The organism is Bacillus sp. B4EP4a, assembly GCF_006680105.1.
Lineage (GTDB): Bacteria > Bacillota > Bacilli > Bacillales > DSM-1321 > Peribacillus > Peribacillus simplex_E.
Window position 1 is genome coordinate 41,231 of sequence record NZ_VHIK01000032.1, and the last position, 21,395, is coordinate 62,625.

The window sequence follows — 21,395 nt, forward strand, 5'->3', positions numbered from 1 at the left end:
AATACTAACATAGCGAAAATTTAGAGTCAAACCTTTTTGGCTAATAGTATATAGTAACCTTTTTTCTTAACAGTCACTTCAACATTTCCAAATAATCGCTCCATTTTATCCATTGCGGATGGAGCCCCTTGTTTTTTTTGAATGACAACCCATAGTTCTCCACCAGCTACCAAACTGCGATAGCTTTCTTCTAAAATTTCGTGGACTACACTTTTGCCTGCGCGAATGGGAGGGTTCGTAAGAATTGCCGCGAATTGATTGGAGCCAACTTTGTCAAAACGATCACTTTCGTAAATTTTCACATTTGCGATCCCATTAGAAGCGGCATTCTCTTTTGACAATTCAACTGCTCGGCTATTTATATCAATCATTTCTATCGTTCTCTCGGGATAAGCTGCCGCAATCGATATTCCGATTGGACCATAACCGCAACCAACATCGAGAATATCTCCTTCCACAGCTTCATTAAGGTTAAAACTCTCAACCAAAAGACGCGATCCGAAATCAACTTCCTTTTTCGAAAAAACACCATTATCACTTTTGAAGCGAAATGTACGTCCCTTTAATGTGAAATCCCAAAATTTCGGATTGCTTACGACATCCGGTTTATGTGAGTAGTAATGCTCTGTCAGAGTCATCTCCCCCTATCAGAAAGGAATATTGAAGATTTAATGAGAGAAGAGAATTGAAGAATGGATACTTGCACGCCGGAATGTTCGAATAACGAAATCCTCGTTACCAAACCATTAACGGCTAGTTTTCATCATTTCTTTGAAAATGAAGAAAAAAGCCCGCCAGTGATAGCGAGCTTTTTTTTATGCAAGATTACTTAACTTCAACGCCAGCTCCAACTTCTTCAAGTTTAGCTTTAACTTCTTCAGCTTCTTCTTTAGAAGCGCCTTCTTTGATTGCTTTTGGAGTGTTGTCAACAAGTTCTTTTGCTTCTTTAAGTCCAAGACCTGTTACTTCACGTACAGCTTTGATAACTTTGATTTTTTGATCTCCAGCAGATGTAAGGATTACATCAAACTCAGTTTGCTCTTCAGCAGCAGCGCCACCAGCAGCAGCTACAGCTACAGGTGCAGCAGCAGTTACGCCAAATTCTTCTTCGATTGCTTTTACAAGGTCGTTTAATTCTAAAACAGTCATGTTTTTAACTGCTTCTAAGATTTGATCTTTAGTCATTGTTATTTCCTCCTCGAAATGGTTGGTTTTTTTTTGAATCATTAGGCTAAATAAGCGATTAGCTTACGCGCCTTGTTCTTCTTTTTGATCTGCAACTGCTTTTGTAGCAAGAGCAAGTCCGCGCATAGGCGCTTGTAGCACGCTGAGTAGCATTGAAAGTAGGCCTTCGCGTGAAGGTAGTTCTGCAAGAGCTTTAATTTCTTCAGCAGTTGCAACATTTCCTTCGATAACTCCAGCTTTGATTTCTAAAGCTTCATGTTTTTTCGCAAAATCGTTAAGGATTTTTGCTGGCGCAATAACATCTTCAGTTGAGAATGCAATTGCGTTTGGTCCTGTTAATGATTCGTTCAAAGCGCTAAGTTCAGCACTTTCCGCAGCACGGCGAGTCATAGAGTTTTTGTAAACTTTAAACTCAACGCCAGCTTCACGAAGTTGCTTACGAAGTTCTGTTAATTCAGCAACAGTCAATCCACGGTAGTCAACAACTACTGTTGATTGGCTTGCAGTTAATTTATCAGTAATCTCAGCAACGATTTTTTGCTTTTGTTCAATAATTGCGTTCATCCTTACACCTCCTGTAGATTTGCTTGAAAACATTTATACCGTTTCAAAGAAAAAGCCTTCATCTCTATTGCAGACATGAAGGCAGTAATTTCAAAAGTCATAGTCAAGGACTATTATTATCGAATTACCTCGGCAGGGAATTAAGCTCGTAACGAGCACCTACTGTCTACGGTACAAATGATATTCATTTATTCACAACAAAACTTATTATAACAATAATAGTTTTGGAATGTCAATTATTTATTGAAAGTAGAAGGATCAACTTTCACGCCAGGGCCCATTGTAGTTGTTACAGAAACGTTTTTCATGTAAGTTCCTTTAGCAGCCGCAGGTTTAACTTTCATTAATGTATCATAGATAGTAGTGAAGTTTTCCACTAGTTTAGCATCCTCGAAAGATACTTTACCGATTGGAGCATGGATGTTTCCAGCTTTATCTACGCGGTATTCAACTTTACCAGCTTTGATTTCATTAACAGCTTTTGTTACGTCGAATGTTACTGTGCCAGTTTTAGGGTTAGGCATTAATCCTTTAGGTCCTAATACACGGCCAAGTTTACCAACTTCACCCATCATGTCTGGAGTCGCAACGATTACATCGAATTCGAACCATCCTTGTTGGATTTTGTTGATGTAGTCAGATTCGCCAACGTAGTCAGCACCAGCAGCTTCAGCTTCTTTTGCTTTTTCGCCTTTAGCGAATACTAATACGCGTTGAGTTTTACCAGTACCATTCGGCAGAACAACTGCTCCACGAATTTGTTGGTCAGCTTTCTTAGGGTCTACGCCTAAACGGAAAGCAACTTCAACAGTCGCATCGAATTTTGCGAAGTTTGCTTTTTTAGCAACTTCGATTGCTTCAGTTACAGCATAAGCCTTAGAAACTTCTACAAGCTTAGCTGCTTCAAGATACTTTTTACCTTTTTTCGCCATGATATAAATCCTCCTAAATTGTGGTTTTAACGGAATGACCTCCCACGAATAAAGGTTGCGAGTATCAATCGCAACCCCGTAGAAACAAATAGCAATTACATGGATTAGTCTTCGATGACAATACCCATGCTGCGAGCAGTACCTTCAACCATACGCATTGCAGCTTCAACGCTTGCAGCGTTTAGGTCAGGCATTTTAGTTTCAGCAATCTCGCGCACTTGATCACGCTTGACTGTAGCAACTTTATTACGGTTAGGTTCACCAGAACCAGACTCGATACCAGCTACTTTCTTAAGCAATACTGCAGCCGGCGGAGTTTTTGTAATGAATGTAAATGAACGGTCTTCAAATACCGTGATTTCAACAGGAATAATTAGACCAGCTTGATCTGCTGTACGAGCGTTGAACTCCTTACAGAATCCCATGATGTTTACACCAGCTTGACCTAATGCAGGACCGACTGGCGGTGCCGGATTCGCTTTACCAGCAGGAATTTGCAATTTAACCATTTTAATTACTTTTTTAGCCACGAGACACACCTCCTTATAAGTCCGTGATGTGGTAATAGGGTAATACCCTCCCACTCATCTTGAATTCTTTATATATTAATAAAGAATGCTTGTATCGTTGAGGCCTAAAAATTGAAACATACTGACCTTTGAAATTTTACCACTTTCTAAAGGCAATTTCAAGTTTTTTTCCGTTTATAATTTTTCCACTTGATTAAAATCAAGTTCAACCGGTGTATCACGACCGAACATATTGACTAGGACCCTTACTTTCCCTTTGTCTTTATCAAGTTCTTCAATCGGCCCTGCAAAGGTTGCGAAAGGTCCTTCTTTAACTTGAACCGTATCACCGATTTCAAAATCAACTTCGATTTTACTTTCATCCACGCCCATTCGTTTAAGGACGACTTCAATTTCTTCCGGAAGCAATGCAGTCGGTTTTGACCCAGCTCCAGATGAACCTACGAAACCTGTTACGCCAGGCGTATTCCGGACAACGTACCATGAATCATCCGTCATGATGATCTCAACCAATACATAACCTGGAAATACTTTCTTTTTGGTCACTTTCTTTTTGCCATCTTTCACTTCTGTTTCTTCTTCTTCTGGAACTACAACGCGAAAGATCTTGTCTTCCATCCCCATAGTTTCAACACGTTTTTCCAAGTTAGCCTTAACCTTGTTCTCATAACCTGAATAAGTGTGAACTACATACCAATTCTTTTCCATGTGTTAGGACTTTAACGTCCTTCCCTCCCTGCAATCAATCATTTTCTTTATTAATCTTTATCTTTGAACGTTTTAGCCAAAAAACCATACCGGCGTCATCCTGACTTAACTAGAAAATATTGTGATGATTCATATTTACAGCAGTGCTCGATTTTGAGCTTCTTCACTTATTAAAAAAGACAAATTAAAAAACCCGTTTCCGGGCTTTTCTGCTGACACATATTATTCTATCACTATTATACCTTATTTTCGAATCTCTTATTCAATAACTAAGCGAATTAATTCGGAAATGCCCAAATCGACCACTGTAAAGAATAAAGCCATAAACAATACAGTCGTTACTACCACGATTGTATATTTGGTAAGCTCCTTGCGTTTCGGCCAGCTTACTTTTCGCATTTCGCGAGCGACTCCGCTGAAAAATTCGGTAAAACGTTTCATGAATGTACCTCCAAGCATTAGAAGCTTCTGTCAATCTATTTATAAAACGGTTATTTCGTTTCTTTATGAATCGAGTGTGAGTTGCATGTACTGCAAAATTTCTTGATTTCCAGTCGTTCGCCGCTTGTCGATTGTTTGCTCTCATAACTATAATTTCTTGAACCGCAATCAGTGCATGCAAGAACTATTTTTTTTCGCATTAGATACACCTATCCTATCTACTATATCCATAAAACCTTATCACGGCTGTTTTTTATTGTCAATATCAAAGCGGGTTTCACCTATTACGGACACCGGAAATCAAAACATCGGTTACTTAACATCCATTAAAAATTTTAGTGAATAATAAACATCCTTGTGGAGAAGGGACAGATGAAATTAAGCGGAAAAAGCGGAGGGATTATAAACTGATTTCCCTTACTTCCAGATAGCGCTCGAGCTTTCTTTTCACCCGCTGAAGGGCGTTGTCGATTGACTTAACATGCCGGTTCAACTCTTCCGAAATTTCTTGGTAGGTTTGTCCATCCAGGTAAAGAGCTAACACTTTTCTCTCAAGATCACTCAGGAGCTCGGCCATCTTTAATTCGATATCGTCAAACTCTTCTTGGTTGATGATCAGTTCTTCCGGGTCCAAAACTTTCGTACCCGATATAATATCCATTAGAGTTCGGTCCGATTCCTCATCATAAATGGGCTTGTCCAGGGAAACATAGGAATTGAGCGGAATATGTTTTTGACGTGTTGCTGTTTTGATAGCTGTAATGATCTGCCTCGTAATGCATAGTTCTGCAAATGCTTTAAAGGAAGATAATTTATCCCCTTTAAAATCACGGACGGCTTTATATAAACCAATCATACCTTCTTGCACGATGTCTTCCTTATCGGCACCAATCAAGAAATAAGTCCTTGCTTTCGCTCTTACAAAATTACGATACTTTTGGATCAAATAATCCAGCGCCTCACTGTCTCCAGTGTGCACCAACCCTATCAATTCATCATCCTCAAACTGCAGATACTTTTCGTTCAGCTTCATTCCGAATTTGAGACCCACATTATATCCCCCTGACCTGACTCAGATAGAAATATTATACAGCAGGTAAATTTTACCCGTCAATGGTTCAAATTTTACCTCGGCGCCATTTTTCAAAAATTTCTGCCACTTCTTCACTTAAAGGAATTTTGGCCACAGGTCTTATCGTCGTTGTTTTTCGTACATCTTTCTTGATTTCGCCTTGAATTTCTTCCATTTCAATAAGCAGTTCACGAGCGGATTTCCTTAGGGCCCCTTGGCCAAAGATCACCCACTGTTCCGTGAAGTCAGAGGTTGCCACTTGAATTTGCGTTTTGACATTATTCAGTTCAATGGCCATCTTTTCTATTCTTTCATCCGCAGTTTCATTTTCTTTTGTAAAAATTACGTCAACCTTGTGATTTTTGAATATGCGGGCAATTCCCTGAACATATTGAGCGTCAAATACGATAATTACACGGTATCCGGTAAATGCTTGATATTCCGCCATCATTTCTATCAACCGGTCTCTTGCAGCAGCAAGATCCCGTTCTTTTAATTCTCTCAGTTCCGGCCAAGCTCCAATAATGTTATAACCGTCCACCAACAGAATATTCATTCCATCATTGCCCTAGAGGATTTCTTTTTCTATAAACCTCATACATCAATAAACCGGCCGCTACCGATGCATTTAACGAAGTTACTTGTCCTGCCATAGGGAGACGGATGAGAAAATCACATTTATCCTTCATTAGCCGTGCCATGCCTTTTCCTTCGCTGCCGATAACAAGTCCGATAGGCATTTTTCCGTCCATGTTACGGTAATCATCGCTGCCTTTCGCATCGGTACCGACTATCCATACCCCTCGCTCTTTCAACTCTTCAACCGCTCGTGCCAAATTTGTAACGCGAGCTACCGGAATATATTCGATTGCACCCGTCGAAGCTTTTGCCACTGTTGCCGTCAAGCCCACCGCTCTTCTTTTTGGGATGATGATTCCATGGGCCCCAACTGCATCAGCCGTCCTCATGATCGAACCTAAATTATGCGGATCTTCAACTTCATCAAGGATCATGAAAAAAGGTGCTTCGTCCCGTTCAGCCGCTTTTGCGAATAAGTCATCCAGCTCCACATATTCATATGCAGCCACTTGTGCGATAACGCCTTGATGGATGCCTTCTGCCATTTGGTCAATTTTTTTCTTCGGTACGATTTGCACGAATACCTTCTTTTCCTTCGCCAGACCGATTAGTGGTTGCATCGAGCCTTTTTGCGAGCCCTCGGCTATCCAAATTTTATTAATATCCCGTTCGGAGCGAAGTGCTTCCAATACGGGGTTTCTGCCAATGATATATTCTTCGCTCATGGGTTACTCCCCTTTTCTTCTTCAATGTATTCAATGGATTTTTTGATGAGTTCTTCCATTCTTTCTATTCGACCGGATAAATACAAAAATCCCATAAGTGCCTCGAAGGCTGTACTGTAGCGATACGTTTGCACATCTGTATTCTTCGGTACCGTTCCGGATTTTGCATTTCGGCCGCGCCGAACGACAGCGGATTCCTCTTCCGATAACCAATCTGACTCCAGGAAAAAGTGGATGATTTTATTTTGCGCTTTAGCAGCTACAAAAGATGTAGCTTTTTTGTGTAGTAGATTGGGCTTGACCGCTCCTTTTTGAATGAGGTGATGCCGTATATACGTTTCGTATACAGCATCACCTATATATGCCAAAGCAAGACTGTTCAGCATTTTTGCATCTACCTTACTATCGTAATGAAGCATTAATTACCCTCTTTTCCATCTTGTACCTTGAGGGGTATCCTCTAATATGATATTCATGTTTTTCAAGCGATCACGAATTTCATCGGACAACCCAAAATTGCGGTCTTTCCGCGCTTGAATTCTCTGCTGTATCAAGCCTTCAATTTCTTCATCCAAAAGCCCCTCTTCTTCAAGGGACAACCCTAGGACAGAAAATAAGATGTTGAATTTATCAAGGAAAGCATCAATCACTTCCTTGTCTGTGTTTTTCTCCATCAAGTAATAATTTGCCTGTTTGGAAAGTTCAAAGAGCATGGATATTGCATTAGCTGTGTTGAAATCATCGTCCATTTCTTTAATGAATTGTTCATGTAATTCATTCAGCTTCCCCAACCAAACATCATTATTCTCAGTCAATCCGTCACTAACTTGAAGGCGATGCTTTAAGTTTTGATAAGATGTCCTTAAGCGATCGAGGGACGCTTTTACATTTTCAAGCACTTCTTCACTATAATTGATGGGATGACGGTAATGTACAGATAACATAAAGAAGCGTAACACTTGTGGATCATGCTTCTGAATGATGTCGTGCACAAGGACGAAATTGCCTAAGGACTTAGACATTTTTTCATTCTCAATATTTATATACCCGTTATGCATCCAATAATTCGCAAAAGTCTTACCCGTCAATGCTTCGGATTGTGCAATTTCATTTTCATGATGCGGGAAAGCCAGATCTTGACCTCCGGCATGAATATCGATTGTATCACCCAAATACTTTTTGACCATTGCGGAGCATTCGATATGCCAGCCAGGACGCCCTTTACCCCATGGGCTCTCCCAAGATATTTCATCATCCTTTGCCGTTTTCCAAAGGGCAAAATCAAGGGCATCTTGTTTTTTCTCCCCTATTTCAATACGTGCCCCCACTCGCAGCTCATCGATGGACTGATGTGAAAGTTTTCCATACCCCTCAAACTTACGAGTTCGGTAATACACATCCCCTTCGGATTCATAAGCGAATCCTTTCTCAATTAATGCCGAGATGAATTCAATGATTGCATCCATGTTCTCCATTACGGTTGGGTGAGCATCGGCTTTTTTGCAGCCCAATGCCGACACGTCTTCAAAATAAGCCTTGATGAAACGCTCTGATATGGTTGGGACATCTTCCCCCAATTCTTTTGCCGCACGAATCAGCTTATCATCCACATCCGTAAAGTTCGAAACGAATTGCACATCATATCCACGGTAATCCAAATACCTACGAACGGTATCGAATACGATTGCCGGTCTTGCATTACCAATATGAATGTAATTATAGACAGTGGGTCCGCATACGTACATCTTCACCTTTCCCTCTTCCATCGGGACGAAGGTTTCCTTTTTTCTTGTAGCTGTGTTATATATTTTAATCGCCATATTATAGACTCCTTTCCTTCTGCTTCTGTTCAGCCATCTTCGCTCTTAAAGCCCTGATTTCACTATCCAATTCCTTAAAGCGATCAGCGATTGGATCAGGAAGATCACAATGATTTAGATCTTTGTTGATTTTGATACCATCTTGAATGACCACTTTACCTGGAATACCCACCACTGTGGAATTAGGTGGCACTTCCTTTAAAACGACCGATCCTGCACCGATTTTTGAGTTTTCCCCAACAGTGATGGAACCCAGCACTTTTGCTCCTGTAGCAATCAAAACGTTATCCTTTATCGTAGGATGACGTTTTCCCTTTTCCTTTCCTGTCCCCCCAAGGGTTACACCTTGAAAGACAGATACATTGTCGCCAATTTCACAAGTTTCGCCAATGACGATCCCCATTCCATGGTCAATGAAGAAACGACGGCCAATCGTAGCCCCTGGATGAATTTCAATTCCGGTAAAAAACCTACTGATCTGAGATATACTTCTTGCCAGGAAAAAGAACTTCTTCTTAAATAGTGCATGAGCCATCCTATGACTCCAAATCGCATGTAAACCCGCGTACGTCAATATGACTTCCAAATAGCTGCGCGCAGCAGGATCTTGATCAAAAACCACTTCGATATCCTCTTTAAACATCTTTAACAAAATGATTCCCCCCTATGTTGCGTTCTTTTCCAACATCCCCTTTGAAGCTTTTAAAGCATATAAAAAAGCGTCTCTGTCCAAATAGACAGAGACGCTTTAAGCGCGGTTCCACTCTGTTTGGAATGTACGAAGCAGGTAAAGCTTTTTCCTGTTTTTTCATCCCCAACTTTAATCCCTGTAACGGAGGACATTCCGCCTGTGCCTACTATAGGTTAGTTCAGCAAAGGACTCAAGGGTGCATTTCAGAAAACGAGAGGCTTGAACCACTTTCAGCAGGTTATGGTTCTCTCTAAAAAGCTTCGTTTACTTACTTCTCCCCATCTACGCGTTCTTTTGTAAGATTATTAAATACTATATTACATTTTTGACAAATTGTTAATATAAAATACTCTGAATACGCTGTTTAATTTTTTCTTTGCCCAGTAATGAAATCGCCTTAGGCAAGTCAGGACCATGTGTTTGACCCGTGACGGCCGCCCTTATCGGCATGAATAATTTTTTCCCTTTATGGCCTGTGCTTTTTTGTACGGCTTTAATCGACTTCTTGATTTCATCCGCGTTAAATTCTTCAAGGCCATCGATCTCCTGAAGGAAAGCTTTCATGACTTCCGGTACCTGTTCTTCAGCCAGTACTTCCTTGGCTTCTTCTTCGAACACGACCTCATCCATGAAAAACAGTTCAGATAGCTCGACTATTTCCGCTCCATAGCTCATCTGCTCTTGAAAAAGGGAAACTAGCCCATGTACCCACTCTTCTTCTTCGGCGGTCAGTGTCTCTGAAACCTTCCCGGCTTTAATTAAGTGAGGCATTGACAATTCCACTGCACGATTTCCGTCCAATTGCTTCACATATTGGTTATTCATCCATGTAAGCTTTTGTTTATCGAAAAGTGCAGGTGATTTAGACAGCCGATCAGCATCGAAAAGATTAATGAATTCTTCCTTCGTGAAAATCTCTTCTTCCCCGACCGGAGACCATCCTAATAATGTAATGAAATTGAATAAAGCTTCAGGTACATAACCAAGCTCTTCATATTGCTCAATGAATTGAATGATGGACTCATCACGTTTACTCAGTTTCTTCCTGCTTTCGTTTACAATCAGCGTCATATGTCCGAATACCGGCGGTTCCCAGCCGAAAGCTTCGTAAATCATCAGTTGTTTGGGAGTATTGGAGATATGATCATCACCGCGAAGGACATGGGAAATCTTCATCAAGTGATCATCGACGGCCACTGCAAAGTTATAGGTTGGAATGCCATCTTTTTTAACGATGACAAAATCACCAAAGCCATCCGCTTCAAACGAAACCTCATCCTTAACCATATCTTTGAAAGTAAGGACCTTCCCAGCTGGAACGGCAAAGCGAATGCTCGGTTTTCTTCCTTGAGCCACTAGTTCCGCTTGCTCTTCTTCAGTTAAATGCTTGCACTTCCCTGAATATTTTGGCGTTTCATTCCGTTCGACCTGTCCTTCACGCTCTGCTTCAAGCTCTTCTTCCGTACAATAGCATTTATATGCCAAACCCTTATCTAAAAGCTCTTGATACAATTCCTGATAAAGGTCGTTCCTTTCGGATTGACGATATGGCCCGAATTCACCGCCAACATCAACACCTTCATCCCAATCCATACCAAGCCATTTCAAATATTTAAGCTGACTTTCCTCTCCGCCTTCAATATTTCTCTTTTGGTCGGTATCTTCAATACGGATGATGAATTTCCCGCCTTTATTTCGTGCGTATAAATAGTTAAATAAAGCAGTCCGTGCATTACCAATATGTAAATGTCCAGTCGGACTCGGTGCATAGCGAACTCGAATATCGCTGCTCATGATATATATAGACCTCCCAGTCGTTCTATTCTATTGTATATATTATCATTTAAATACATTGGGATAAAGGCATCCACTCTAAAAACGAAATTAGTTTGATTTAACCAATAAAACCACAGCCTGTGCCGCGATTCCTTCGCTCCTGCCTGTAAATCCAAGTTTCTCGGTAGTGGTCGCCTTTACATTGATTCTGTCTATCGGCGCATCTAAAAGTTCAGCAATCCTGCCGCGCATTTCCTCAATATACGGTGCCATTTTCGGGCTTTGTGCAATGATTGTACAGTCCGCATTGCCTAGGGAATATCCTTCTTTTTTTACGATCGCCCAAATATACTGCAGCAGTTTTGCCGAATCGGCATCTTTAAATTCAGGATCGGTATCCGGAAAATGCTTACCGATATCCCCTGCACCAATTGCCCCCAAGCAGGCATCAGCAACAGTATGCAGAAGGACATCCGCATCCGAATGACCTAGCAAACCTTTCTCATACGGAATCGTAATCCCGCCAATAATCAAAGGTCTCCCCTCCACAAGCTGATGAACGTCATATCCTTGTCCTATTCTAAACATATCATTCTCCCCAATCATCTTTTTCCATGTTGTTTATGTAAAATCGCTTCTGCAAAATAAAGGTCTTCCTGAGTCGTAATTTTAATATTATCATAATTGCCCTCAATAATAACTACCTGTTCATTGATCCGCTCTAGCAAACTTGCATCATCCGTCCCTAAAAATGCTTCAGCTTCTGCCTGTTCATACGCGCTTTTTAATATGGATACACGAAAAGCTTGTGGAGTTTGTACCGCCCACAAGCTAGATCGTTCCACTGTTTCCACTACCTTATTGTTTGACGCTTTTTTAATCGTATCCTTAACGGGCACTGCAATTACGGCACCTCCATGAAGGGAGGCGGCAGTAGTCAATTCACTGATTTGCCCAACATTGATAAAAGGGCGGGCACCGTCGTGGACCAGGACGATTTCTTCTCCTGCATGTTGCAGTCCATTATAAACGCTTTGTTGGCGCTCCTTGCCACCCATGACCAGTTTCTTGACCTTTTTAAGCCCATATGCTGCAATCAATTGACTGAAATAATCCTTTTCTGCCGGGTTTATCGAAAGGATAATCCCCCGACAGTCAGGATCTTCTTCGAAGACACGCAGTGTATAAACAATGATCGGGATACCCGATAGTTCAATAAAAAGTTTATTCTTGCCCGCCTTCATTCTTTTGCCTTGTCCAGCTGCAGGTATCACTACTTCATAAAACATAACGGTTTCTCCTACTCTTCTTTATAATGCTTTTTCTAATAGTTTCGGTTTAGCGAATATCATACGGCCTGCAGAGGTTTGCAATACACTTGTGACAAGTACATCGATGCGTTTCCCGATATGGTCACGGCCACCCTCGACAACGATCATGGTGCCATCGTCTAAATAAGCGATGCCCTGGTTCTGCTCTTTCCCGTCCTTGATGACCTGAACATTCATCTCTTCCCCAGGAAGCACAACAGGTTTTACGGCATTGGCAAGGTCATTGATATTAAGGACCGCCACATTTTGAAACTCGCATACTTTGTTTAAATTGAAATCATTGGTAACGACCATTCCGCCCGATATTTTGGCAAGTTTCACTAGTTTACTGTCCACTTCCTGAATGTCTTCAAAATCCCCCTCGTACATCTCCACTTTAATCGGAAGATCTTTTTGAATCCGATTCAAGATATCCAAACCACGTCTTCCACGATTCCTTTTCAATGCATCAGATGAATCGGCAATGTGCTGCAGTTCGTTTAATACGAATTGAGGAATGACTATGGTACCCTCCAGAAAGCCTGTCTGACAAATATCCGCAATTCTACCATCAATGATGACGCTTGTATCGAGAATCTTCAGCCGCTTGCTATACCCCTCTTCATCCTCTTCGCTCGCTTCACCATCAGTGTTCTTTTTCTTATTGCTTTTCGTGAATAAACTCAATAGCTCATCACGCTTTTTAAAGCCCACCTGAAAACCAAGATAACCAAATAAAAGCGTAAGGATGATGGGAACCACTGTATTTAAAATAGGAACCTTGATGGCACTGAAGGCGGAGCCAACCAAGAACGCCGCAAGCAGTCCCACTAAAAGACCGACGCTGCCAAAGATTATATCCGTAATTGGTATCTTTACAAGCTGTTCCTCCAGCCACTTCATAAAATAGATCACATGATCTACTGCCCAAAAAGTTATAAGATAAAAGATAATGGCACCCAACAGTACACTTACATAAGGATTGTTTATTAAAGCAATATCATCTGCATGTAAAACAATTAATAATTCTGGAATAAGTAACATACCAAGTGTTCCGCCGACTATTAAGAAGCATGCTTGTATAATGCGTTTTAACATCCCTTTCACCTCCTTCTATTCATTATTGACCAATAAAATAAAATGAAACCTTCGAAAATTCGTTTTCATTATATACGTTAAATTCACTTAAGGAATTAGTGGATTTACAAATATGATTTTTTCTCTTTTTCGTAATATTAGCCTAGCACCCTGAGTTTTGAGTGTCAAAAATAAACACCAATCAATTTCAAGCTAGTTCAGGGGAATTTAAAAGGCCAGCTGCACCTACATCCTTCTATTTGTGACAAGCTGATTTTTCAAAATCCGGAGTCCTTCTTTGATTTTATTGGCGCGGACTTCGCCTATGCCCTCCACATCGTCAAGGTTTTCAACCGTAGCTTTATTGACTTCACTAAAGCTTCCGAACTGTTTCACTAAATTTTCGATGATCAAACCCGGCAAGCGTGGGATTTTATGAAGAATACGGTAACCACGGGGATGTACTGACTCATCAAGGTGTATGTATCCATGATAGCCCAGCACCTTTAGAAGAATGCTTTCATCCAGTTTTTCCTGCATGGCCAACTCTTGAAGCCTAAAAATGATTTCCTCGGGATTTTCATCATTACTGGAGGTATAATCCTTGATAAGCCATTTTCCTTCCGTTTCAATATCTGCCAGGATTTCATTCATTTGCAAACGGATCAATCTTCCTTCCGTACCAAGCTCATTAAGGTACGTTAATAGCTCCGCCTTGATTCTGAGCACCATTACATATCGGTGAAATACCTGCAAAAGGTCGGCATAGGTCACGATTTCCTCAAACTCGAGTGCTCCTAAAACCGATATGCTCTGCTGCAGGACCACCTTGTATTTTTCCAAGGTCTGGATGGCTAAATTAGCCTTGGCAAGTATGACTCCTATATCTTTAAGGGCGTATCGGAAATTTCCTTGATATAAAGTGATGACATTCCGACGTTGTGAGATTGCGATGACCAACGACTTGGTCTCCCTTGCCACACGTTCCGCTGTCCTATGCCGCATTCCCGTTTCTGTGGAAGGTGTACTGTTATCCGGCACTAGTTGGGCATTTGCGAAAATGATCTTATCGGCTGTTTCATTTAAAATGATGGCCCCGTCCATCTTTGCCAACTCATATAATGTGCTGGGGGTACAGCTGCAATTGATTTCGAAGCCGCCATCCACGATCACTCGCACCTTCTCATTATATCCGACCACTATCAAACCACCTGTGTTTGCCCTCAGGACATTTTCAATCCCCTCCCGAAGCGGGGTACCTGGAGCAACAATTTGCAGAATTTCCAATTTTGTTTTCTCATACCCTTTTTTATCTGTCATACTTAACCCCCTAACGATTGTTTAAGAGCCTCCGAAACAGATGAAACACCAACGATCTTAATACCCTTCGGCGCGGTCCATCCCCCTATATTATTAGCCGGTATGATAACCCGCTCAAACCCTAATTTTGCTGCTTCCTGCACCCTTTGTTCAATTCTTGACACCCTTCTTACCTCACCAGTCAGCCCCACTTCACCAATGATGCAATCGGCAGGGTTTGTTGGTTTATCACGGAAGCTTGAAGCAATGCTTATTGCGACAGCGAGGTCAATTGCAGGTTCATCCAGCTTGACACCACCGGCAACCTTTAAATACGCATCTTGGTTTTGAAGAAGCAAGCCCACTCTCTTTTCCAGAACAGCCATTAAAAGCGAAACTCGATTGTGGTCGATTCCCGTGGCCATTCGCCTCGGATTGCCAAAACTCGTAGGTGAAATCAATGCTTGAATTTCGACTAGCACCGGCCTTGTGCCCTCCATGGATGCGACGACTGTGGAACCCGAGGCTCCCTGCGACCGTTCTTCAAGGAAAATTTCCGATGGATTCGCGACCTCTTCCAATCCATGTTCTTTCATTTCAAAAATACCCATCTCATTCGTCGAACCAAAGCGATTTTTAACCGCACGTATAATTCGATATGTATGGTGTCTTTCACCTTCAAAATATAATACTGTATCGACCATGTGCTCAAGCAGCCGTGGCCCCGCGATGGCCCCTTCCTTTGTAACGTGTCCGACGATAAAAATCGCGATTCCGTTCGTTTTAGCAATGCGCATGAGTGAGGCTGTGCACTCCCTCACTTGTGAAACGCTTCCTGGGGCAGATGTAACCTCCGAATGGTATACCGTTTGAATGGAGTCAATAATGACCAAATCCGGTTTTACATCCGTAATTGCCTGTTGGATATAATCCATATCGGTTTCAGCATAAACGAATAGATTTTCCGACATGGTCCCAAGCCGATCCGCTCTCAATTTGGTCTGCTTGACTGATTCTTCACCAGAAATATAAAGCACTTTTTTCTGTTTATGCGCCAATTGGGATGATACCTGTAAAAGCAGGGTGGACTTACCGATACCCGGGTCCCCTCCGATCAATACAAGTGATCCCTGTACGATCCCGCCCCCAAGAGCACGATTCAATTCCATTAAATCCGTCTTAATCCGGGGTTCTTTTTCTGATTGAATAGTCGTTATGGGTGCTGCCTTCTCCCGTTCCCCGGAACCTCTAACCTCTGAATTGGTAAAAGCGCCTTTTCTAGCAGGTTTAACGATTTCGGTTTCCTCGACCATTTTGTTCCATTCACCGCATCCTGGACATTTCCCCATCCATTTCGGTGACTCATATCCACAAGACTGACACATAAATTTTGTTTTCTTCTTTACAGCCATAAATTACTCCTTTTCCTCTGGAAAAAATATCTATATTAAGGATATTATACCTCGGTTTTATTTAAACCTTCTTAAGGCTAAGTTTTTTAAAAAAAATATTCACTCTGCACTCTGCTTGTCCCATTTATACTCAAATCTACCTATAGATAAAAAACAGAGGTACACTGCAAAAGAATCTGCGTGTACCTCGAAGTTTAGGATCTGGTTATTCACTTACATTAACAGGCTCGCCTTGTCGGATTGCAAACTCATTATTCACGACATCCATTACGACCGTTTGCCCTTTTTTCACGTTGCCCTTAAGCAACTCTTCGGATAGATAATCTTCTACATGCTTCTGAAGTGCCCTGCGGATTGGCCGTGCCCCATATTCCGGATCAAAACCTTCCGTAGCAATTTTTTCTCTAGCCGCATCTGTCAGCTCCAAGTATATCTCCTGTTCTTTCAAACGGGTAGTAAGCTGATTTGACATTAATGTAACGATTTGTTTCAAATGATCCTTCTCTAATGAGTGGAACACGATAGTTTCATCAATACGATTCAGGAATTCCGGACGGAATGCACGTTTGAGTTCTTCCATCACTTTCCCTTTCATATTTTTATAGTCCTGGCCAGTATCCTGGATATTAAAGCCGACATACTTATCAATTTTCAAGGCCGACGCCCCTACATTCGATGTCATAATCAGGATGGTATTCCTGAAATCGACAGTACGCCCCTTGGAATCTGTCAGTCTTCCGTCTTCCAATACTTGAAGAAGAATATTGAAGACATCCGGATGCGCCTTTTCTATTTCATCAAGCAGAACGACGGAGTATGGTTTCCTCCGCACTTTTTCCGTTAACTGACCGCCTTCTTCGTATCCAACATATCCTGGAGGGGATCCAACAAGACGTGAAGTCGAATGTTTCTCCATATATTCGGACATATCGATGCGGATCATGGCATCTTCATCACCAAAAATGGATTCAGCTAAAGCACGGGCTAGCTCGGTTTTACCGACCCCTGTAGGTCCTAAGAAGATGAATGAACCAATTGGACGTTTAGGATCTTTCAAACCTGCCCTTGCACGTCGTACTGCTTTAGAAACCGCAATGACAGCCTCTTCCTGCCCAATTACACGATCATGGAGGATTGACTCCATATTAAGCAGTTTGTCTGACTCTGTTTGTGCCAATTTAGTAACTGGAACTCCCGTCCAACTGGATACGACGTGTGCAATGTCATCCACAGTCACTTCACTGTTCTCCTGCCCTTGTTTTTCTTTCCAAGTCTTTTTCGTTTCTTCCAATTGTTCTCTTAAGCGTTGTTCTGTATCGCGAAGCGAAGCTGCTTTTTCAAATTCTTGACTCTGAACGGAAGCATCCTTTTCCTTACGAACATCATCCAGCTTCACTTCAAGTTCTTTTAAGTTAGGTGGCGTTGTGTATGAACGCAGCCTAACCTTGGAACCAGCTTCATCAATCAAGTCAATCGCTTTATCTGGTAAAAAGCGATCGGAAATATAACGGTCGGATAATTTGACTGCGGCATCAATCGCTTCGTCAGTAATCGATACGCGGTGATGTGCCTCATAACGGTCACGCAGCCCCTTGAGAATTTGGATGGATTCCAAAATAGTCGGCTCATCGACTTGGATTGGCTGGAAACGACGTTCAAGCGCGGCATCCTTTTCAATATACTTCCGGTACTCATCCAAAGTCGTGGCACCGATACATTGTAATTCACCTCGCGCCAATGATGGTTTAAGGATATTGGAGGCATCAATGGCACCTTCTGCACCACCTGCACCAATCAATGTATGCAATTCATCGATGAATAGGATGATATTACCCGCCTGACGTATTTCATCCATAACTTTCTTCAACCGGTCCTCAAATTCACCCCGGTATTTAGTACCAGCCACAACAGTACCCATATCAAGTGTCATTACGCGTTTATCACGTAAAATTTCAGGTACCTCATTATTGATGATCTGTTGGGCAAGCCCTTCAGCAATGGCTGTTTTACCAACCCCAGGTTCACCGATTAATACTGGGTTATTTTTTGTACGACGGCTTAATACCTCGATGACACGCTGTATTTCCTTACTTCTTCCGATAACGGGATCCAAACTTCCTTCCCTGGCAATCGCCGTTAAATCACGTGCAAGGCCATCCAGTGTCGGCGTGCTTGCATTTGAAGCGGCTGAACCTTGGTGACCACCTGATTCATTGCTTCCCAGAAGTTGTAATACTTGTTGTCGAGCTTTATTTAAACTTACTCCCAGATTATTCAATACGCGGGCAGCTACACCTTCCCCTTCACGGATAAGACCTAGAAGAACATGCTCTGTCCCAACATATGAGTGACCTAATTTTCTTGCCTCATCCATGGAAAGTTCAATGACTTTCTTGGCTCTTGGGGTATAATGTATCGTTTGAGCCGTATCCTGTCCTCGGCCAATTAGATTTTCCACTTCTTTCTGAATCTTATCCGGACCCAAGCCAAGAGCATATAACGCTTTGGCTGCAATACCATCACCTTCTCGGACAAGGCCCAGTAAAATATGTTCCGTGCCGATATTATTATGACCTAAACGGATTGCCTCTTCTTGGGCTAATGCTAATACTTTCTGGGCTCTTTCAGTAAAACGACCAAACATCATAGGGAATTCCTCCTTAAGAATTTTCGTTTTGAATAAAGTTGCTGGCAATTCTTTAAGTTATGGCAGAAGCTTCTTCTTGCTCTATATCTATTACATGAAATTTGATACTCCCTAAAGGGGTCAATGACCTCTATGAGGAGGAAGATTCCGTGAAATTCAAGCGTTCCCGAATGAGTGCCGCTCTACGGATATCCCTTTCATGGGGTCTTAAAGGGCCACCTGCGTACTTTTGTAAAAATCCCGACTGCGTCAAAATCATCAACTCATTTAGAATGCTTTTAGAAATATTCTTTATATACCCAAGATCTATCCCTAATCTAACATCGGAGATACAGGTAGCTGCTTCCTTGGTCTCGATGATGCGAGCATTGGACAAAATCCCATATGAACGGAAAATTCTATCTTCTAATTGTATGTGGGAAGTCCTCGCTAATGCATCCCTCGCTGACCGTTCCTGGGCTATGATTTGTTGCACTACACTTGTTAGATCTTCAACGATATCCCTTTCCGACTTTCCAAGAGTAATTTGATTGGAGATTTGAAAAATATTCCCCAAGGCTTGACTGCCCTCTCCATAAATCCCTCGAACCACCAACCCCAATTGGTTGATAGCCGGTATGATATTATTCATCTGCTGTGTAAGGACAAGGCCAGGCAGATGAATCATGACCGAAGCTCTTAATCCTGTTCCCACATTAGTCGGACAACTAGTTAGGTATCCTCTTTCCTCATCATATGCATAGTCTATGGATTCTTCAATCCAATCGTCAAGAACATTTGCAATCTTTAATGTTTCCTTTAGCTGCAACCCCGACATTAAACATTGAATACGGAGATGATCCTCTTCGTTTATCATGATACTTATTTCTTCATTTTCCGAAAGGAGACATGCGCTTTTCGCTGAATCTTCAACTAAATGGGGACTGATTAAATGTTTTTCAACGAGAACACGCTTTTCCAGTGGCTGCAATTGGTCAATCTCTAATAGTTCCAGTTTTCCAATCTCTGGGGTTACTTCTTCTTCGATTCTTTTTTTGACCAATTCAATGATTTTTTTAGCTTCTTCGTTAGAAAAGGAGGTTGGGAAGGTAAAGTCTTTAAAATTCCTGGCCAGCCGAATCCGCGAACTCAATACAATATCGATTTCCGGCCCTTCGGCACTCATCCAGGAACTCAAGGCGTTTTCTACAAACTTTTCCAAGCTCATAATTCCTCGCCTCCCTCTTGCGCTTCATACCTTTTTTCAAGGGAACGAACCTTATCTCTTACCTCTGCCGCTTTCTCAAACTCCTCTTGATCAATGTGGACCTTTAAAACTTCTTTTAAATCCAAAATTTGCTTTCGAAGATATATGGTGCCACCAATCCTTTTTGGAATTTTCCCTATATGTGCTGTATTGCCGCTATGAACCCTCTTTAAAATGGGATTTAACTGTTCATTGAACGTTTTATAACATTCGGCACAGCCAAACTTACCAATATGGACAAATTCTTTATAAGATCGATGACAATGCGGGCAACGCCTCTCTTCCGTTTTGGGAAATGCATTTGCCTTTGTCTGTTGAATATTCGACTCCATATTCAACAATCCTGCTAATAAATTATTTATTGAAAAACCAGGTCCACCTGCATCCATGAACATTTCACCTTTTTCCTGAGCACATTTCTCACAAATCATGACTTCAGTCTTTTTTCCATTGATGATTTTGGTGAAGTGCAGGGTAGCAGGCCTTTGATGACATTCTTGGCAAATCAACGCTCATCACCTCTGCCAGTTTCATTTATATTTTAAAGTCGTAAGCATCGCAGTTAAAATTCTTGCCCTAAGCTCATCGCGGTCAGGTAGGTCGATATAAATCACCGATCTATCTATGACGCTCATCATAATCTTTGCTTCTCGTTCATTAATGACGTCTTCATTCATCAGCCTTGAAATTACTCCTTCAGCCATCGATTGGGTTACCCTTGAACCAATAAGCGATAATAATTGGTTGATAAGTTGCACGGAATCCTGCGATTCGACTTTCATGATGCGTATGTAACCGCCGCCTCCACGCTTACTCTCTACAACATAACCTCGCTCGATGGTAAACCTGGTATTGATTACGTAATTGATTTGAGAAGGAACACACTGAAATTTATCTGCTATTTCACTTCTTTTAATCTCTAAGATATCTTTTTGACTTATTTCAAGTACTTGCTTTAAATAAGTTTCGATAATATCAGATATGTTTCTCACTCAGCCTCCTCCATTCTGACTTTGACTATATTTGACTATTATTATACAAGGAATAATGCATTTTGCAACTTAAACGCACTTTCTCTTTCTGTATTATCCATTTTCCCCAAATTATATGTAGTTACATACCCCATTGAACATTAAAGTTGAAATATCTTACATAAATACCCTAAAAAGATAAATGCAAAACCTGATATTTTTCTTCTCTCTTAAGGTTTCACCACTTAAATTCGGCCCAATTCCTCCTCATGATATTGTAACCAATTCAAATAAGGCCAGCCCTATGCTGTCCCTGAAAATAAAAAACCTTTTTTTAATTACGAACAACAAAAAAGACCAGCCGGATGGCTGATCTTTTTAAATGGCTTGGCGGCGTCCTACTCTCACAG

At 41.5% G+C, this 21,395-nt stretch carries 24 protein-coding genes and 2 other annotated features; all 24 genes read right to left on the reverse strand.

All coding sequences use genetic code 11. From position 1 onward, the window contains the following. Positions 1-26 precede the first annotated feature (26 nt). On the reverse strand, positions 27-632 hold the full coding sequence (locus FNK51_RS16810; protein ID WP_141994059.1) for a class I SAM-dependent methyltransferase: 606 nt from the start codon (positions 630-632) through the stop codon (positions 27-29). 193 nt (positions 633-825) lie between these two features. Continuing rightward, a complete protein-coding gene (gene rplL, locus FNK51_RS16815) occupies positions 826-1,185 on the reverse strand; it encodes a 50S ribosomal protein L7/L12 (RefSeq protein WP_053349071.1) in 360 nt (119 codons plus the stop codon). A gap of 63 nt (positions 1,186-1,248) precedes the next feature. Further along, entirely contained in the window at positions 1,249-1,749 is a 501-nt protein-coding gene (rplJ, locus tag FNK51_RS16820) for a 50S ribosomal protein L10 (RefSeq protein WP_063235792.1), read from the reverse strand. Between the two features lie 39 nt (positions 1,750-1,788). After that, positions 1,789-1,939: a sequence feature (ribosomal protein L10 leader region), on the reverse strand. A gap of 46 nt (positions 1,940-1,985) precedes the next feature. Continuing rightward, the gene (gene rplA, locus FNK51_RS16825) at positions 1,986-2,681 is read right to left on the reverse strand and encodes a 50S ribosomal protein L1 (protein WP_057276474.1); all 696 of its coding nucleotides are present in this window, start codon (positions 2,679-2,681) and stop codon (positions 1,986-1,988) included. Positions 2,682-2,785: 104 nt separating this feature from the next. Further along, positions 2,786-3,211 (reverse strand): 50S ribosomal protein L11, encoded by a 426-nt coding sequence (gene rplK, locus FNK51_RS16830; RefSeq protein WP_034305057.1) that lies wholly within the window; start codon positions 3,209-3,211, stop codon positions 2,786-2,788. A 174-nt stretch (positions 3,212-3,385) separates the two neighbouring features. Further along, positions 3,386-3,919, reverse strand: coding sequence for a transcription termination/antitermination protein NusG (gene nusG, locus FNK51_RS16835; protein WP_048677866.1), 534 nt, complete (start codon positions 3,917-3,919; stop codon positions 3,386-3,388). A 258-nt stretch (positions 3,920-4,177) separates the two neighbouring features. Further along, a complete protein-coding gene (secE, locus tag FNK51_RS16840; protein WP_076372883.1) occupies positions 4,178-4,360 on the reverse strand; it encodes a preprotein translocase subunit SecE in 183 nt (60 codons plus the stop codon). 50 nt (positions 4,361-4,410) lie between these two features. Then, positions 4,411-4,560 carry a 50S ribosomal protein L33 gene (rpmG, locus tag FNK51_RS16845; protein ID WP_081113075.1) on the reverse strand — a complete coding sequence of 50 codons (150 nt, stop codon included), beginning with the start codon at positions 4,558-4,560 and terminating at the stop codon, positions 4,411-4,413. Positions 4,561-4,760: 200 nt separating this feature from the next. Further along, positions 4,761-5,393, reverse strand: a complete 633-nt coding sequence (sigH, locus tag FNK51_RS16850) for an RNA polymerase sporulation sigma factor SigH (protein WP_094246690.1) — start codon at positions 5,391-5,393, stop codon at positions 4,761-4,763. A gap of 85 nt (positions 5,394-5,478) precedes the next feature. Beyond that, on the reverse strand, positions 5,479-5,988 hold the full coding sequence (locus tag FNK51_RS16855) for an NYN domain-containing protein (protein WP_098373569.1): 510 nt from the start codon (positions 5,986-5,988) through the stop codon (positions 5,479-5,481). Positions 5,989-5,992: 4 nt separating this feature from the next. Beyond that, positions 5,993-6,736 carry a 23S rRNA (guanosine(2251)-2'-O)-methyltransferase RlmB gene (rlmB, locus tag FNK51_RS16860; RefSeq protein WP_063235788.1) on the reverse strand — a complete coding sequence of 248 codons (744 nt, stop codon included), beginning with the start codon at positions 6,734-6,736 and terminating at the stop codon, positions 5,993-5,995. Next, positions 6,733-7,155, reverse strand: a complete 423-nt coding sequence (locus FNK51_RS16865; RefSeq protein WP_034305071.1) for a Mini-ribonuclease 3 — start codon at positions 7,153-7,155, stop codon at positions 6,733-6,735. The genes rlmB and FNK51_RS16865 overlap by 4 nt, the downstream gene beginning before the upstream one ends. 3 nt (positions 7,156-7,158) lie before the next feature. After that, the gene (gene cysS / locus FNK51_RS16870; protein WP_098373570.1) at positions 7,159-8,556 is read right to left on the reverse strand and encodes a cysteine--tRNA ligase; all 1,398 of its coding nucleotides are present in this window, start codon (positions 8,554-8,556) and stop codon (positions 7,159-7,161) included. Position 8,557: 1 nt separating this feature from the next. Next, entirely contained in the window at positions 8,558-9,199 is a 642-nt protein-coding gene (gene cysE / locus FNK51_RS16875) for a serine O-acetyltransferase (RefSeq protein WP_483296125.1), read from the reverse strand. A gap of 93 nt (positions 9,200-9,292) precedes the next feature. Next, positions 9,293-9,541 (reverse strand) — a binding site (T-box leader). Positions 9,542-9,583: 42 nt separating this feature from the next. Further along, positions 9,584-11,041 (reverse strand): glutamate--tRNA ligase, encoded by a 1,458-nt coding sequence (gene gltX, locus FNK51_RS16880; RefSeq protein ID WP_098373572.1) that lies wholly within the window; start codon positions 11,039-11,041, stop codon positions 9,584-9,586. A gap of 90 nt (positions 11,042-11,131) precedes the next feature. Further along, entirely contained in the window at positions 11,132-11,611 is a 480-nt protein-coding gene (ispF, locus tag FNK51_RS16885; protein WP_098373573.1) for a 2-C-methyl-D-erythritol 2,4-cyclodiphosphate synthase, read from the reverse strand. Positions 11,612-11,625: 14 nt separating this feature from the next. Further along, a complete protein-coding gene (ispD, locus tag FNK51_RS16890; protein WP_141994056.1) occupies positions 11,626-12,312 on the reverse strand; it encodes a 2-C-methyl-D-erythritol 4-phosphate cytidylyltransferase in 687 nt (228 codons plus the stop codon). Between the two features lie 21 nt (positions 12,313-12,333). Next, positions 12,334-13,431 (reverse strand): PIN/TRAM domain-containing protein, encoded by a 1,098-nt coding sequence (locus FNK51_RS16895; protein ID WP_076372901.1) that lies wholly within the window; start codon positions 13,429-13,431, stop codon positions 12,334-12,336. Between the two features lie 225 nt (positions 13,432-13,656). Next, positions 13,657-14,730 carry a DNA integrity scanning diadenylate cyclase DisA gene (disA, locus tag FNK51_RS16900; RefSeq protein WP_076372903.1) on the reverse strand — a complete coding sequence of 358 codons (1,074 nt, stop codon included), beginning with the start codon at positions 14,728-14,730 and terminating at the stop codon, positions 13,657-13,659. A 2-nt stretch (positions 14,731-14,732) separates the two neighbouring features. Next, the gene (gene radA, locus FNK51_RS16905) at positions 14,733-16,121 is read right to left on the reverse strand and encodes a DNA repair protein RadA (RefSeq protein ID WP_076372905.1); all 1,389 of its coding nucleotides are present in this window, start codon (positions 16,119-16,121) and stop codon (positions 14,733-14,735) included. A 205-nt stretch (positions 16,122-16,326) separates the two neighbouring features. Further along, a complete protein-coding gene (gene clpC, locus FNK51_RS16910; protein WP_141994057.1) occupies positions 16,327-18,768 on the reverse strand; it encodes an ATP-dependent protease ATP-binding subunit ClpC in 2,442 nt (813 codons plus the stop codon). A gap of 130 nt (positions 18,769-18,898) precedes the next feature. Continuing rightward, positions 18,899-19,975, reverse strand: a complete 1,077-nt coding sequence (mcsB, locus tag FNK51_RS16915) for a protein-arginine kinase McsB (RefSeq protein WP_141994058.1) — start codon at positions 19,973-19,975, stop codon at positions 18,899-18,901. Continuing rightward, the gene (mcsA, locus tag FNK51_RS16920) at positions 19,972-20,523 is read right to left on the reverse strand and encodes a protein-arginine kinase activator protein McsA (protein ID WP_098373578.1); all 552 of its coding nucleotides are present in this window, start codon (positions 20,521-20,523) and stop codon (positions 19,972-19,974) included. Before mcsA ends, mcsB begins: the two co-directional genes overlap by 4 nt. Positions 20,524-20,544: 21 nt before the next feature. After that, complete coding sequence (locus FNK51_RS16925) at positions 20,545-21,006, reverse strand: CtsR family transcriptional regulator (RefSeq protein ID WP_098373579.1); 462 nt, start codon at positions 21,004-21,006, stop codon at positions 20,545-20,547. Positions 21,007-21,395: the final 389 nt, after the last annotated feature.

Excerpts from the sequence above, each read along its gene's own strand:
- rplL (WP_053349071.1), bottom strand. The coding sequence starts at position 1,185 with ATGACTAAAGATCAAATCTTAGAAGCAGTTAAAAACATGACTGTTTTA.
- rplJ (WP_063235792.1), bottom strand. The coding sequence starts at position 1,749 with ATGAACGCAATTATTGAACAAAAGCAAAAAATCGTTGCTGAGATTACT.
- rplA (WP_057276474.1), bottom strand. The coding sequence starts at position 2,681 with ATGGCGAAAAAAGGTAAAAAGTATCTTGAAGCAGCTAAGCTTGTAGAA.
- nusG (WP_048677866.1), bottom strand. The coding sequence starts at position 3,919 with ATGGAAAAGAATTGGTATGTAGTTCACACTTATTCAGGTTATGAGAAC.
- secE (WP_076372883.1), bottom strand. The coding sequence starts at position 4,360 with ATGAAACGTTTTACCGAATTTTTCAGCGGAGTCGCTCGCGAAATGCGA.
- rpmG (WP_081113075.1), bottom strand. The coding sequence starts at position 4,560 with ATGCGAAAAAAAATAGTTCTTGCATGCACTGATTGCGGTTCAAGAAAT.
- sigH (WP_094246690.1), bottom strand. The coding sequence starts at position 5,393 with ATGAAGCTGAACGAAAAGTATCTGCAGTTTGAGGATGATGAATTGATA.
- FNK51_RS16855 (WP_098373569.1), bottom strand. The coding sequence starts at position 5,988 with ATGAATATTCTGTTGGTGGACGGTTATAACATTATTGGAGCTTGGCCG.
- rlmB (WP_063235788.1), bottom strand. The coding sequence starts at position 6,736 with ATGAGCGAAGAATATATCATTGGCAGAAACCCCGTATTGGAAGCACTT.
- FNK51_RS16865 (WP_034305071.1), bottom strand. The coding sequence starts at position 7,155 with ATGCTTCATTACGATAGTAAGGTAGATGCAAAAATGCTGAACAGTCTT.
- cysS (WP_098373570.1), bottom strand. The coding sequence starts at position 8,556 with ATGGCGATTAAAATATATAACACAGCTACAAGAAAAAAGGAAACCTTC.
- cysE (WP_483296125.1), bottom strand. The coding sequence starts at position 9,199 with ATGTTTAAAGAGGATATCGAAGTGGTTTTTGATCAAGATCCTGCTGCG.
- gltX (WP_098373572.1), bottom strand. The coding sequence starts at position 11,041 with ATGAGCAGCGATATTCGAGTTCGCTATGCACCGAGTCCGACTGGACAT.
- ispF (WP_098373573.1), bottom strand. The coding sequence starts at position 11,611 with ATGTTTAGAATAGGACAAGGATATGACGTTCATCAGCTTGTGGAGGGG.
- ispD (WP_141994056.1), bottom strand. The coding sequence starts at position 12,312 with ATGTTTTATGAAGTAGTGATACCTGCAGCTGGACAAGGCAAAAGAATG.
- FNK51_RS16895 (WP_076372901.1), bottom strand. The coding sequence starts at position 13,431 with ATGTTAAAACGCATTATACAAGCATGCTTCTTAATAGTCGGCGGAACA.
- disA (WP_076372903.1), bottom strand. The coding sequence starts at position 14,730 with ATGACAGATAAAAAAGGGTATGAGAAAACAAAATTGGAAATTCTGCAA.
- radA (WP_076372905.1), bottom strand. The coding sequence starts at position 16,121 with ATGGCTGTAAAGAAGAAAACAAAATTTATGTGTCAGTCTTGTGGATAT.
- clpC (WP_141994057.1), bottom strand. The coding sequence starts at position 18,768 with ATGATGTTTGGTCGTTTTACTGAAAGAGCCCAGAAAGTATTAGCATTA.
- mcsB (WP_141994058.1), bottom strand. The coding sequence starts at position 19,975 with ATGAGCTTGGAAAAGTTTGTAGAAAACGCCTTGAGTTCCTGGATGAGT.